Source organism: Blastomonas sp. (genome assembly GCF_041747255.1).
Lineage (GTDB): Bacteria > Pseudomonadota > Alphaproteobacteria > Sphingomonadales > Sphingomonadaceae > Blastomonas.
This window is the reverse complement of record NZ_JBGTFM010000289.1, coordinates 1-12,054: the sequence shown is the minus strand read 5'-3', so window position 1 is coordinate 12,054 and position 12,054 is coordinate 1. Positions and strand designations below refer to the sequence as shown.

15 protein-coding genes and 1 tRNA gene are annotated in these 12,054 nt (G+C 61.7%); 8 read left to right on the top strand and 8 right to left on the bottom strand.

The features are described from left to right. On the top strand, nt 1-541 hold a 541-nt coding region (locus ACEW8G_RS09910), incomplete at its 5' end, for a DUF6596 domain-containing protein (protein WP_373488261.1). Here ACEW8G_RS09910 and ACEW8G_RS09905 read toward each other — a convergent pair. The 4 genes from ACEW8G_RS09905 to ACEW8G_RS09890 all read right to left on the bottom strand — a co-directional run bounded on the left by ACEW8G_RS09905 (nt 480) and on the right by ACEW8G_RS09890 (nt 4,400). Then, nucleotides 480-1,199, bottom strand: a complete 720-nt coding sequence (locus tag ACEW8G_RS09905; RefSeq protein WP_373488260.1) for a TIGR02117 family protein — start codon at nt 1,197-1,199, stop codon at nt 480-482. The genes ACEW8G_RS09910 and ACEW8G_RS09905 overlap by 62 nt on opposite strands. Continuing rightward, on the bottom strand, nt 1,190-2,119 hold the full coding sequence (locus ACEW8G_RS09900; protein ID WP_373488259.1) for a 50S ribosomal protein L11 methyltransferase: 930 nt from the start codon (nt 2,117-2,119) through the stop codon (nt 1,190-1,192). Before ACEW8G_RS09900 ends, ACEW8G_RS09905 begins: the two co-directional genes overlap by 10 nt. Nucleotides 2,120-2,174: 55 nt before the next feature. After that, nucleotides 2,175-2,909 (bottom strand): SDR family NAD(P)-dependent oxidoreductase, encoded by a 735-nt coding sequence (locus ACEW8G_RS09895; RefSeq protein ID WP_373488258.1) that lies wholly within the window; start codon nt 2,907-2,909, stop codon nt 2,175-2,177. Nucleotides 2,910-2,996: 87 nt separating this feature from the next. After that, nucleotides 2,997-4,400 carry a methyl-accepting chemotaxis protein gene (locus tag ACEW8G_RS09890; protein ID WP_373488257.1) on the bottom strand — a complete coding sequence of 468 codons (1,404 nt, stop codon included), beginning with the start codon at nt 4,398-4,400 and terminating at the stop codon, nt 2,997-2,999. A gap of 233 nt (nt 4,401-4,633) precedes the next feature. Here ACEW8G_RS09890 and sdhC point away from each other — a divergent pair, with 233 nt between their 5' ends. Genes sdhC through sdhA form a run of 3 tightly spaced genes read left to right on the top strand, consistent with a single transcriptional unit; the run spans nt 4,634 to nt 7,259 of the window. Further along, nucleotides 4,634-5,023: a succinate dehydrogenase, cytochrome b556 subunit gene (sdhC, locus tag ACEW8G_RS09885; protein WP_373488256.1), complete on the top strand. Its 390-nt coding sequence runs from the start codon at nt 4,634-4,636 to the stop codon at nt 5,021-5,023. Between the two features lie 44 nt (nt 5,024-5,067). Continuing rightward, nucleotides 5,068-5,457 carry a succinate dehydrogenase, hydrophobic membrane anchor protein gene (gene sdhD / locus ACEW8G_RS09880; protein WP_373488255.1) on the top strand — a complete coding sequence of 130 codons (390 nt, stop codon included), beginning with the start codon at nt 5,068-5,070 and terminating at the stop codon, nt 5,455-5,457. Continuing rightward, on the top strand, nt 5,457-7,259 hold the full coding sequence (sdhA, locus tag ACEW8G_RS09875; RefSeq protein ID WP_373488254.1) for a succinate dehydrogenase flavoprotein subunit: 1,803 nt from the start codon (nt 5,457-5,459) through the stop codon (nt 7,257-7,259). The genes sdhD and sdhA overlap by 1 nt, the downstream gene beginning before the upstream one ends. Before the next feature lie 213 nt (nt 7,260-7,472). On the opposite strand, the gene ACEW8G_RS09870 is transcribed toward sdhA, so the two are convergent. From ACEW8G_RS09870 to ACEW8G_RS09860, 3 genes are all read right to left on the bottom strand, one after another. After that, on the bottom strand, nt 7,473-7,775 hold the full coding sequence (locus ACEW8G_RS09870; protein WP_373488253.1) for a type II toxin-antitoxin system RelE/ParE family toxin: 303 nt from the start codon (nt 7,773-7,775) through the stop codon (nt 7,473-7,475). Further along, entirely contained in the window at nt 7,762-8,016 is a 255-nt protein-coding gene (locus ACEW8G_RS09865) for a type II toxin-antitoxin system Phd/YefM family antitoxin (protein ID WP_373488252.1), read from the bottom strand. Before ACEW8G_RS09865 ends, ACEW8G_RS09870 begins: the two co-directional genes overlap by 14 nt. A 145-nt stretch (nt 8,017-8,161) precedes the next feature. Next, entirely contained in the window at nt 8,162-9,490 is a 1,329-nt protein-coding gene (locus tag ACEW8G_RS09860; RefSeq protein ID WP_373488251.1) for a dihydroorotase, read from the bottom strand. A gap of 62 nt (nt 9,491-9,552) precedes the next feature. Here ACEW8G_RS09860 and ACEW8G_RS09855 point away from each other — a divergent pair, with 62 nt between their 5' ends. The 4 genes from ACEW8G_RS09855 (at nt 9,553) to ACEW8G_RS09840 (ending at nt 11,753) form a co-directional block, all read left to right on the top strand. After that, nucleotides 9,553-10,095: a DUF1993 family protein gene (locus ACEW8G_RS09855; protein WP_373488250.1), complete on the top strand. Its 543-nt coding sequence runs from the start codon at nt 9,553-9,555 to the stop codon at nt 10,093-10,095. 4 nt (nt 10,096-10,099) lie between these two features. Next, nucleotides 10,100-10,864: a folate-binding protein YgfZ gene (locus ACEW8G_RS09850; protein WP_373488249.1), complete on the top strand. Its 765-nt coding sequence runs from the start codon at nt 10,100-10,102 to the stop codon at nt 10,862-10,864. Nucleotides 10,865-10,924: 60 nt separating this feature from the next. Further along, nucleotides 10,925-11,572 carry a TetR/AcrR family transcriptional regulator gene (locus ACEW8G_RS09845; protein WP_373488248.1) on the top strand — a complete coding sequence of 216 codons (648 nt, stop codon included), beginning with the start codon at nt 10,925-10,927 and terminating at the stop codon, nt 11,570-11,572. Between the two features lie 106 nt (nt 11,573-11,678). Beyond that, a tRNA-Val gene (locus tag ACEW8G_RS09840) sits at nt 11,679-11,753 on the top strand. Between the two features lie 68 nt (nt 11,754-11,821). Here the strand turns inward: ACEW8G_RS09840 and ACEW8G_RS09835 are convergent. Continuing rightward, on the bottom strand, nt 11,822-12,054 hold a 233-nt coding region (locus ACEW8G_RS09835), incomplete at its 5' end, for a hypothetical protein (protein ID WP_373488247.1).

The following is a 12,054-nucleotide window of genomic DNA, read 5'->3' as shown; positions in this document are numbered from 1 at the left end:
GGCACTGGCGGCGCTGGTGCAACTGGCCGAATCACGCCGCAGCGCGCGCCTCGATGCGGACGGCGCGATGGTCCCGCTCAGCCAGCAGGACCCGCAATTATGGGACGAGCGTCTGATCGCGTCCGCCTCCCGGTTGATGGCGCGCGCTGCCGATATCGGACGCAGCGGGCCATATCAGCTGCTGGCGGCAATTCATCTCACCCACGCGCGGCGCAAGGGTGAGGGAGCAACCGACTGGGCGGCCATTCTCGCGCTTTACGATATGCTGCAGGCGGTGCGACCTGGGCGGGTAGTGGCGATCAACCGGGCGATCGCGCTTGGCCGGGTTCAGGGGCCGGTGGCGGCGCTGCAGGCGCTTGACGCGCTGGATGCCAGCAGGCTGCAGGCGTTTCGCCCGTGGCATGCGGCGCGTGCACATCTGTTCGCCGAATTGGGTCAGCATGAGGCCGCGCGCGCCGCCTGGGCGGCGGCGCTGGCGCTTAATCCGCCGCGCGCCGAGCGGCTGTACCTTGAGGCTCGCTTGCAGGAAACCAGCGCATGACGTGATGCTCTGCCGGGGTCCATGCGCCGATGCGCACACCGATCGCGCGCAGGTGATCGCCGGTCCAGCTGTTGCAGCTGTTGACCAGCGAATAATAGCCGCGCGCTTCATAAAACACATCGTCGCCGCCATAGCCGGGGACCGGCTGCAACGGTCCGTTATCGGGCCGGGCGACGTCGCGTATCAGTGCGTTCGCAAGGCTACGATAGGCGGCGTGGCTGATCACCAGCCGCCGCGCATAGCGGCCCTCGGCGGGGCGCCGCATGTGATAGATGTGGACCAGCGTCGCGTCGCTGCCGATTGAGGCCCTGAGCAATGGGCGGATGCGCATGTCTTCCCAGCGCGGGGTGCCCAGATAGAAATCGCGTTCGCCCCAGCTGATCGCGACATGATCGGTCGCACCGGTGGCGTGATAGCGGCGGTCGGCAAGGTCGGTAGGCGGGAACAGCGCGTGCCAGTCAATGCCTTCGGCCTGCGCAGGCAGGATGAATCCGGTGTGGAAGCCGTTGGTTTCGACATAGATAGTGACGCCGTCGTCGGGCGGCATCCAGTCGCGATTGGTGCCCCAGATACCGCCGATTTCAGCCGCCAGCCAGCACAGGCCGAGGCTTAGGAACAGCCAGCCGGAAATGCGCCGGATGATCCGTGCTACCGCCATAGGCCGGGGCGCTTGCGCAGCCGCAGCACCGTCCAGTCGCCAAGGTCAAGTCGCTCGGCGAGCCGGAAGCCCTGCCTGCGATAGGCACGCGCAACGGCATCGGCCTGCGTGCCGAGCAGCCCGGAGAGCACCGCCTGACCGCTTGGCAAGGTGACCGCGCTGATGTCTGGCGCAAGGTCGATCAGCGGTCCCGCCAGAATGTTGGCGATCACCAGATCATAAGGCGCGCGGGCGTGCAGGTCGGTATCATTCAGCCCCTCGGCGATGAACATCGCCAGTTCGCCTGCGCGCGGGCCGAGCCTGACCGCGTTGCTGAGCGCGTTGTCGGCGACCGCCGGGCCGCACACCGGATCGATATCGCTCGCGGTGGCATAGCTGCGCGGCCACAGGTGCAGCGCGGCAAAGGCGAGCAATCCGGTGCCGGTGCCGATGTCGATGTGACTGCGCACGATATGTCCGCGCCGCTTCATCGCATCGAGCATCATCAGGCATCCGCGGGTGGTGTTGTGATGGCCGGTGCCGAAGGCGAGGCTCGCGGGGATTTTGAAGCTCTTGATGCCATGCTCTGGCGCAGGTGGCATTTCAGGCGTGTGTACATGAAAGCGCCCCGCGCGGATCGGCTCCAGCCCGGCCTGGCTCATCGTCACCCAGTCGCTGTCGGGCAGCTTTTCAGCCTTCAGCTTCATGCCATCGGCGCTGGGGACAAGGTCGCGCAGCCGCCGGATCCGGCGGGCGTCAGGTTTGCTCTCAAAATAGGCATGGATTGCCCAGCTGCCGGGCAGTGCAGGGTCGGCATAAGCATTAACTTCGCTGGCAACAATCGTGGGGCTGCCGAGTGGCGCGCTGTCGGTGTCATCGCTCTCGGTGATGCGCCGCGCTTCAACCAACGTGCAGGGGATGGTGACTTTCCAGCTGTCCAATTGCCGCTCCTTGTTTGGCCGAAATCGTGTCGAGTGCGGGGCGTGTTGCTGGTCGTTAGCGAACGTAGCTCGCGCCGTTCGCATCCAGCACCGCGCCGGTCATCGATGGCGGCGCGTCGCTGGCGCAAAAGCCTGCCATCCGCGCGACCTCTTCGGGCAGCGCCACCCTGCCCAGCGGGATGTCTGCCAGCAGCGTGTCGCCGCCCCGGCTTTCCAGATAATCTTCGGCCATGCCGGTCATCGTGAAGCCGGGGCAGATGGCAAAGGCATAGATCTGCTGAGCCGCATAGGCGCGGGCAATCGTCTTGGTCATTGCCACCATCGCTGCCTTTGATGCGGCATAATGCCAATGATCCGGGCTGTCACCGCGATAGGCGGCGCGGCTGGCGATGTTGACGATCCGTCCCTCGCCGCCGCGTTCCTGAAAATGGCGCACCGCAAAGCGGCACAACTGGGCGCTGGCAGTGAGGTTGATCGTCATCGTCTCGTCCCACGCGGCCAGCCATTCGGGGTCGCCGCTTTCAATCGGGTTGGCGGCGAAGATCCCGGCGTTGTTGATCAGAACGTCAATGCGCCCATCAAGCAGGTCAATGGCCTGCTGCCACAGCGCATCGGGTCCGCGAAAATCGGCGAAATCAGCGCCGATCACCGGATAGGCAAACACGTCGGAAATGGGGCGGCTGGCGTGGCCGACCACGCGGTGCCCGGCGGCGAGCAGATGATCGGCAATCGCCTCACCAATGCCGCGGCTGGAGCCGGTTACCAGAATATGCTGTTGGACGTTGATCATCGCACTGGCATAGCCCGTGCGGTTCGCAAGGTCTATTGTTCACGTTTGCCCCGCACGGCGCAACGTGCCTGTTCTGGCCTTGGTGCGTCAGGCGCTTTTCGAGAGGCTGATCTCGTCGGCAAAACTGTTCGAGCGCTGCTTGAGTTGCTCCAGCTGTTGCTGGAGGTGAGAAAAGCCGTTGCCAACGTCATCCATCGTGCCGGCAAGGCCCTCGGTATCCATGCGGATCGTGCCGATCGTGTTCGACATCGAATCGGCAGCGAGTGCGGTTTCATCGACCGCAGCGGTGATAATGGTCACGGTCTGCGCCTGTGCTTCCATAGCCATGCGGATGCGGTCTGCCGAACTTTGCACCTCGCTCACCGTGGAGCGCACCGAGTCGTTTGATGACACCGTGTCGCGGGTGGCCTGCTGGATCGCGGTGATTTTGTGGGCGATGTCGTCGGTGGCCCGCGCGGTCTGGTTGGCAAGGCTCTTGACCTCCTGCGCAACGACGGCAAAGCCGCGCCCGGCATCGCCGGCGCGCGCCGCCTCGATGGTGGCGTTGAGCGCCAGCAGGTTGGTCTGCCCGGCGATGTCGCGGATCAGGCCCAGGATCGATTCGATCGATTCTGCGTGAGTAGACAGCGTGTGGGTGCTTTCCACGGCATGGCTGGCCTGATGCGCGGCGCGATTGGCCACGTCTGAGGCGACCTCGACCTCACAGCGCGCATCTTCGATGGCGCGGATCAGGCCTGCGGCAGTTTGCGCCGCCTCGCGCATCGCGATGGCGGATTGCTCGGCGGCGGCGGCGACTTCCGACGAACGGCCCAGCATCTGGCGTGCGGCTTCTGATGCAGCGACGACCTGGCTGTGCAGTCCGGTGCCCAGATGCGATGCCTGCTGCAGTTCACTGTCCACTGACTGCTTGAAGTTCGATGTCCTGTCGAACCGTTGCTGCTGCGCTTCGATTCGTTCGAGCGCAGTGACGGCCGATGACATGAATTCAGCCTCGATGATCTGCACCTTGGCATTGGCCCTCGCGAATTTGACCAACAGATCGATATCATTGGCCAATCGCACGTGGAGCAGTTTCAGGACGAAATCATAGGTGTGGGCCAGCGATGCCAGTACCTGCCACAGCGGTATGCCAAATTTGCGAGCATCCAGGGCGTTGCTGAACGCCTGCTCAACCCAGCGTTGGTTGCTGAAATCACTGAATTTTTCCAGAGTATAGCTGGCGACCTTGGCAATCGTTCCGGCACGCAATCTTTCGATATCGGGCACTTTACTACAAATATCGGTATTGGCGGCATAATGATCCCAAAAAGCCGTCGCGATCTTTGTCTCTTCTCCTGCCAGGATATTGCGCATTTCGGCAAAATATCCGGTTATTCGGTTATCGGGGTCAAATTTTGCCAGGCGATCGGTGATCAGCATTTCGTGACCGACCAGATCATACAACGCCTTGTTATCCATCGTGGCGTTGATTGTTTTTACGTGTTCCACCATGCATTCCTCTGGCCTGCTACCGCGTGTCCTATTAGCCCAAGCCTTAATGGCAGTTGGTTAACGCCCGGTTAGGCCGGCATCCTGCCGCGCGGTTGCGGGTGCGCCGCCGGATGCGCGCCATCTTCAGGCGCTGGCAGTTATGCAATCAACATTTGCATCGTATCGGCAATGCATTAAACAGAAGCGGGCCGCACGCTACAGTCAGCACTTATTCGCAACACGGGGGGATTTCCATGGCGAGACCATCAGCGCGGCCGTTGTCGCCGCACCTTTCGATATGGCGCTGGGGGCCGGCGATGCTGGTGTCCATCCTGCACCGGGCGACAGGCGACGGCATGGCGGTGATCGGCGGCATTCTGCTGGTCGGCTGGCTGCTGGCTCTGGCGAGCGGACCCGAGGCCTATGCATGGTATGTCGGCTGGGCAACGTCGCCGCTGGGCTATCTGCTGATGGTCGGGCTCAGCTGGGCGTTTTTCCAGCATATGTGCTCTGGGCTGCGCCATTTTGTGCTGGATATCGGCGCAGGCTATGAGCTGGATACCAACACGCGCTGGTCAGCGATGATCCCCGTGCTTGGCATCGTCCTCACGGCGATCTTCTGGGCGATCATCTTTTTCGTTTGAATCCTTAAGTGACGATGCGCATTTGACGGCGCAGGAGAAAAGACATGGGCAGCGGCACCAGAATCGGCAAAGTGCGTGGGCTTGGGTCGGCGAAAACCGGCACACATCACTGGGTCATGGCGCGCGTCACCGCGGTCAGCAATCTCATTCTGATGCTGTGGTTCATCGCCTCGCTGGTCAGCCTGCCATCGCTCGATTACCAGACGGTCACCATCTGGCTGTCGTCGCCACTCGCCGCCACCGCGATGATCCTGCTGCTGATTACGGTCTTTTATCACCTGCGGCTTGGACTGCAGGTGATCGTCGAAGATTATGTGCATGATCACGGCACCAAATTCGGTGTGATCCTGCTGCTCAATTTCTATGCCGTAGCCGGGGCCGCACTCGGCATTTTCGCGGTCGCGCGCATCGCCTTTTCAGGAGCCGCAAGCTGATGTCTGAAGCGTATAAGATCATCGATCATGTGTATGACACGGTCGTCGTCGGCGCGGGCGGGTCGGGGCTGCGCGCCACCATGGGCAGCGCTGAGGCGGGCCTCAAGACCGCGTGCATCACCAAGGTGTTCCCCACCCGCAGCCATACCGTTGCGGCGCAGGGCGGGATCGCGGCCAGCCTTGGCAACAATTCGCCCGATCATTGGTCGTGGCACATGTTTGATACCGTCAAGGGGTCGGACTGGCTGGGCGATCAGGACGCGATCGAATATATGGTGCGCGAGGCACCTGCCGCCGTTTACGAGCTTGAGCACGCAGGCGTGCCGTTCAGCCGCAATGAAAACGGCACGATCTACCAGCGCCCGTTCGGCGGTCACATGCAGAACATGGGCGAAGGCCCACCGGTGCAGCGCACCGCCGCCGCCGCCGACCGCACCGGCCACGCGATGCTGCACGCGCTGTATCAGCAGTCGCTGAAATATGATTCGGACTTTTTCGTCGAATATTTCGCCATCGACCTGATCATGGAAGACGGCGCGTGTCGCGGCGTGATTGCGCTCTGCATGGACGATGGCTCGATCCATCGTTTCCGCAGCCATGCGGTAGTGCTCGCCACTGGCGGTTCGGGCCGCTGCTATTTCTCGGCAACATCGGCGCACACCTGCACCGGCGATGGCGGGGCGATGGTGCTGCGTGCGGGCCTGCCGCTGCAGGACATGGAGTTCGTGCAGTTTCACCCCACCGGCATTTACGGCGCGGGTGTGCTGATCACCGAAGGCGCACGCGGCGAGGGCGGTTACCTCACCAACTCCGAGGGCGAGCGCTTCATGGAGCGCTATGCGCCGTCGGCCAAGGATCTGGCCAGCCGCGATGTTGTCAGCCGCTCGATGGCCGCTGAAATCCGCGAGGGACGCGGCGTCGGCAAGGAAAACGATCATATTTATCTGCACCTCGACCATATCGATGAAAAGGTGCTGGCCGAGCGTCTGCCGGGCATTACCGAGACCGGCAAGGTGTTTGCCGGGGTTGACCTGACCCGCCAGCCGCTGCCGGTGGTGCCGACGGTGCATTACAACATGGGCGGCATCCCCTGCAATTATCACGGCCAGGTGGTGACCATCAAGAATGGCGACCCCGACTCAGTGGTCCCCGGCCTCTATGCAGTGGGCGAGGCAGCGTGCGTTTCGGTCCACGGCGCGAACCGGCTGGGTTCGAACTCGCTGATCGATCTGGTCGTGTTTGGCCGTGCTACCGGCCATCACCTGCGCGATAACATCAAGCCGGGCACCGCGCACAAGGCGCTGCCCGGTGATTCGGCCGATCTGGCGCTGTCTCGCCTCGACCATTTCCGTCATGCCAAGGGCGGCTCGCCCACTGCCGAGATCCGGCTCGACATGCAAAAGACCATGCAAAAGCACGCCGCCGTATTCCGCGACACGCAATTGCTGTCTGAAGGCACCGCGCTGATGCAGACGGTCAACCAGCGGATGCAAGACGTCCACGTCACCGATCGCTCGCTGATCTGGAACACCGATCTCATCGAGACGCTCGAGCTCGACAACCTGCTCAGCCAGGCGGTCTGCACAATTGAGAGCGCGCACAGCCGCAAGGAAAGCCGCGGCGCGCACATGCACGAGGATTATCCCGAGCGCGATGACGCCAATTTCATGAAGCACACCATCAGCTGGTTCGAAGGCTGGGGCGGCAAGGGTGGCAAGGTCACCCTCGACGTGCGCCCGGTGCACGAATACACGCTGAGCGATGAGATCGAGTATATCAAGCCGAAGAAGCGGGTGTATTGAGGGCAAAGACAACTGCTGTGAGTTTAATAAATAGAAACCGGCAGCAGGTGCTCGGATTGAGCGCATCGATCAGCAATCATTTCAACCAGAGGCTCTACTCCTTGGAATGTGGTGATTGTGGAGCTATTTATGAGGCGAATGGCTGCGATATCCACATTCGAAAGTGCAAGTGCCAAGGTGGCAAGCCGGCCTCTACTCTTTGAGTGAGGATGTTCAGTCTGGTGTTTTTGAAATTCGGTCGTTCGCAGCATTATAAACAATATCGTGGTCTCGCCGGCCCACAGCGATGACGACTATCTTCACTTGGTCATCACGCACTTGATAAATCAGCCTGTAACCGACCGAACGCAGTTTGATTTTGTAGCAGTCTGGCAGCTCCCGCAATCGCGAGCCAGTTATCCTTGGGTTTACCAGCCGCTGACGAAGCTTCTTGGTGAACTGATCGCGGACTGATTTGTTCAGCTTATCCCACTCCTTTTGCGCTTGGCGAAGGAAGATCAGCTTATAGGTCGTCAATCGAGACCTCAATTTCCTCCTGATTCTCACTCAACCGCTGGCGCACGATTTCGGCAAGCTCAATGTCTTCCAGCCGTTCCATCAATGCCGCCCATGCCTTTGCAGGGACGAGGTAAGCGGCAGGCGTGTTGCGGTTGAGCACAGCAAGCGGGAAGCCATCCGCCGCCTCAATGGCTGCGCTGGGGTTCTTCTTCAAATCGCTGATGCTGATGCTACGATCAGCCAGAATATCGTGTATCATGACCTCTTAATAGGTCATATCGAACCGAAAATCAAGCGGGTGCTATGTTTTCCTCGAGGCTGCGCGTTGTGCAAAATCATTGTTCGAACGTGCAGGCTGCGTGAGTTGTGACTGATCACCGGATCAGCACGCAGCAGCCACCACGTCAAAACGCCGTCGCTTCAAACCGCACCGGCTCGCCGGTTGCGATGTCCGCCAGCGTGTCTTCCCACATAACGCGGTTGCCACGGATGATCGTGCCGATGGGCTTGCCGGTCAGTTCACGGCCGGTGAACGGGCTCCAGCCGCAGCGCGATTGCAGCCAGCCTTCGGTGATCGTCCAGCGCTTTTTCAGATCGACCACGGTAAAATCGGCGTCATAGCCAAGCGCGATCCGGCCCTTGCCGACGATGCCGAAAATGCGCTGCGCGCCCGCTGATGTCAGGTCGATCACGCGTTGCATCGACAGCCGCCCGTGGTGGGCATGATCGAGCAGCAACGGCAACAGCGTCTGCACGCCGGGCATGCCGCTGGGGCTGTCGGGATAGGTTTTGGCCTTTTCTTCGAGCGTGTGCGGCGCGTGGTCTGACCCGATAACATCGGGCACGCCCTGCGCCAGCCATTGCCACAGACCATCGCGGTGCGCGCGGCTGCGGATTGGCGGGTTCATCTGCGCAAAGGTGCCGAGCGCCGGATAGGCCTCTTCTCCCGCAAGCGTTAGGTGCTGCGGGGTCAGTTCACAGGTGGCGATGTCCTTGTGCTGCGCGATCAGTTCAAGCTCTGCGGGCGTTGTAATGTGCAGAATGTGAATGCGACGCTTGGCCGCGCGCGCCAGCTTCAGGATACGCCGTGTCGCCAGCATCGCGCTTTCGTCATCGCGCCACACCGGGTGCGAGGAGGGATCGCCGGATACGCGCAGGTCCGCGCGGTCGTTCATGCGAAACTCGTCCTCGGCATGGATCGCGACGCGGCGCTTGCCGCTGGCGAGCACGCGCGCGAGTGCGCCATCATCCGCCACCAACAAGTCGCCGGTCGATGCGCCCATGAAGATCTTGACCCCCGCCGTGCCAGGCAGTCGCTCCAGCTCGGCCAGCTCCGGCGCGTTGGCGCAGGTCGCGCCGACATAAAAGGCATGATCGCACCACATCCGGTGGTGCGCGCGTGCCAGCTTGTCGGCGATGCGCTCTGCGGTGTCGGTATTGGGCTTGGTGTTGGGCATTTCGAACACTGCGGTCACCCCGCCCATCACAGCGGCGCGGCTGCCCGATTCAAGGTCTTCCTTGTGCTCCAGCCCTGGCTCGCGGAAATGCACCTGGCTGTCGATGACTCCGGGAAGCACGTGCAACCCGGTGCAGTCGATCACCTCGCTCGCATCGCCCGAAAACGCGCCGATGCCGACAATCTTGCCGCCGGAAACCGCAATGTCCGCCGCCTGCGCCCCGCCGGGGCTGTAGACGGTGCCGTTTTTCAAGATGAGGTCAAAGCTCTGGTGCATGACAGCCGTCATGCCCATAAAGGGCGAGCGGTTCAAGCCGCTTGCACAGAGGGACCCCTGCCATGAAGACATCCGACCTGTTGATCACGAGCTTCACGCAAATGCTCAAGGGCCTGTCTGCGCAGCTCGGCAAGGCGGCGACGCATGGTGAAGGCAACGGCATTGCCGCCGATACGCTGACCGCCGCGCGATTGGCGCCCGACATGTTCCCGCTGCACATGCAGGTGCGCTTCAGCTGCCATCAGGTCAACGACACGGTGGCGCGGCTGAGCGGCGCTCCGCTGCCGTTACTGCCTGAATGCGCCAACGATATCGCTGCATTGCAGGCCTGCATCGCAGAAACGCTGGCTAAGCTGGAGAACGCCGACCGCGACCTGATCGATGGGGCGGATGATCGCATGATCGATCTGGCCCTGCCCAACGGCATGACATTTCGGCTGACAGCGGCGCAACTCGTGCGTGATTGGGCGATCCCGCAATTCTATTTTCACCTCACCACCGCATATGCCATCCTGCGCACGCAAGGCGTGCCACTGGGCAAACCGGATTATGTGTCGCATATGTTTGCCTATCTGAAAGCCCCGGCTGAGCCGGCAGCGGTGTGATCGCATGACACAGCTGACATTGCTTGCCGACCGGGCCCTGATCCGCCTCTCCGCCGCCGGCCCTGGTGAGGACGTGCGTGATTTTCTGCAGGGGCTGGTGACGCAGGATGTGCGCAAGGTGCTGGCGCAGGCACCGCAATATGCCGGGTTGCTGAGCGCGCAGGGCAAGGCGCTGTTTGATTTTCTGCTCTGGGCAGATGGCGCCGATCTGTTGCTCGATTGCGCGCGCGATGCGGCCGAAGGTCTGATGCGGCGGCTGACGCTGTATCGTCTGCGCCGCAAGATCAGCATCGCGTTAGAACCTGCGCTTAGCGTGCACTGGTCCTTGCAGGCTCCAGACGGTGCATCGCCCGATCCCCGGCTGGCGGCGCTCGGTTGGCGTTGGCTCGCATCAACACCTGCGGCGGACAGCGGGAGCGCGGACGCCGCATGGCTTGCCCATCGCCTCGCGCTGGGAGTGCCCGAGGGCGTTAACGAACTGGGTGACATCCTGTGGCTTGAAACCAATGCAGGCGAGCTTAACGGCGTTGCGTTCGACAAGGGCTGCTATGTCGGCCAGGAAAACACCGCGCGGATGAACTGGCGGCAGAAGATCAACCGCCGCCTCGTCGTGGTGCCGCTCGCCGATGCGGATGCCAAGCGCCAGCGCGCCGCCTATCCCGAGCTCGGCCGGTCGGTCGAGCATCGCCGGGTTGAGGGGCTGGCGGGCCTCGACCTGCCGGCATGGCTCGCCGGGGCGATCAGTGCGGGGGATGACGAAGCCGTTTGATAAACGCGTTAAAATATCGTATAACCGTTTTATCCCGATAAGTCAGTAGGCTGATGATTTATGTCCCGTCCCCTCAATGACCATGATGCAATCCGCGTGCAATTGATGGAGGCGGCCGAGGACATGGTTCGCACGCGCGGCGCGACCAATATTTCGCTCAGCGAGGTAGCAGCGGCTTGCAACATGTCGCAATCGAGCTTCTACCGCTATTTCGCTTCAAAAGAGGTTTTCTTTGAGGCGATTGCCGGACGCTGGTTTGCAGAGCTTAACGTCATCATGGAAGACGTGATCGCATCTGACCTGTCGCCGCGCGAAAAGCTGTTCCAGTTTTTTGCCCGCCGCGTCGCGGTGAAGCGCGCGCGTCACGATGCTGATCCGGCGCTCTTCCGCGCCAATCTTGATCTTGGCGAAGAGCATTGGGAGGTGATTCGCGGCTATGTCGATCTTGCCGATCATTACATGGCGATGATCCTGGGCGAGGCGATGGCCGAGGGCTATTTCCCCGGGCACGAACTCGATGAAGTGGTGGCGCTGACCAACCTGATGCTGCAGCCGTTCTGCAACCCTTATGTGATGATCGAGATGATGCGTACCGCCACGCCGGACAATCTGCGGATCGTCATCAACACGCTGTTTGATGGGCTGGCCAATCAGGCGCAGGCGAAGGAGCCCGCCGGCACTGCGCCTGCACTGCGCGCGATTTCCTGACGCGGCTTCTCGATCGGGCTACACACGCATTTGCAGCTATTGCCAATCCCGGGCGCATCTGGCAATGGATCGCTCCGCACGCGCGCCGCATCGGCGCGGGCATAGCGGGCGCGTAGCTCAGTGGTAGAGCACACCCTTCACACGGGTGGGGTCGCAGGTTCAATCCCTGCCGCGCCCACCATCTTTTCAATGACTTAGAAGATATGCGGGTCCCTTCCATGAAAAAAACATGGAAAACGACATGCATTTTCATTTCTGCCGTTGAAAAACGGAACCGCAGTTAAGGGCCACCGCTCTGGCGACAACCCAGCCCGTCTCAAAGGCAACCTGGAATTCCTTCTTCCACGCAAAACCAAGGGCGAGACCGGTCATCATGAAGCTTTGCCCTTCACACAGGTTGCCGATTTCATGGTCAAACTTCGTAAACGACCTGCAGCGACAGCCAGGGCACTTGAGTTTGCAATCCTGGCTACTGCCCGCAC

Excerpts from the sequence above, each read along its gene's own strand:
- ACEW8G_RS09905 (WP_373488260.1), bottom strand. The coding sequence starts at position 1,199 with ATGGCGGTAGCACGGATCATCCGGCGCATTTCCGGCTGGCTGTTCCTA.
- ACEW8G_RS09895 (WP_373488258.1), bottom strand. The coding sequence starts at position 2,909 with ATGATCAACGTCCAACAGCATATTCTGGTAACCGGCTCCAGCCGCGGC.
- ACEW8G_RS09890 (WP_373488257.1), bottom strand. The coding sequence starts at position 4,400 with ATGGTGGAACACGTAAAAACAATCAACGCCACGATGGATAACAAGGCG.
- sdhC (WP_373488256.1), top strand. The coding sequence starts at position 4,634 with ATGGCGAGACCATCAGCGCGGCCGTTGTCGCCGCACCTTTCGATATGG.
- sdhD (WP_373488255.1), top strand. The coding sequence starts at position 5,068 with ATGGGCAGCGGCACCAGAATCGGCAAAGTGCGTGGGCTTGGGTCGGCG.
- sdhA (WP_373488254.1), top strand. The coding sequence starts at position 5,457 with ATGTCTGAAGCGTATAAGATCATCGATCATGTGTATGACACGGTCGTC.
- ACEW8G_RS09865 (WP_373488252.1), bottom strand. The coding sequence starts at position 8,016 with ATGATACACGATATTCTGGCTGATCGTAGCATCAGCATCAGCGATTTG.
- ACEW8G_RS09860 (WP_373488251.1), bottom strand. The coding sequence starts at position 9,490 with ATGCACCAGAGCTTTGACCTCATCTTGAAAAACGGCACCGTCTACAGC.
- ACEW8G_RS09855 (WP_373488250.1), top strand. The coding sequence starts at position 9,553 with ATGAAGACATCCGACCTGTTGATCACGAGCTTCACGCAAATGCTCAAG.
- ACEW8G_RS09850 (WP_373488249.1), top strand. The coding sequence starts at position 10,100 with ATGACACAGCTGACATTGCTTGCCGACCGGGCCCTGATCCGCCTCTCC.
- ACEW8G_RS09845 (WP_373488248.1), top strand. The coding sequence starts at position 10,925 with ATGTCCCGTCCCCTCAATGACCATGATGCAATCCGCGTGCAATTGATG.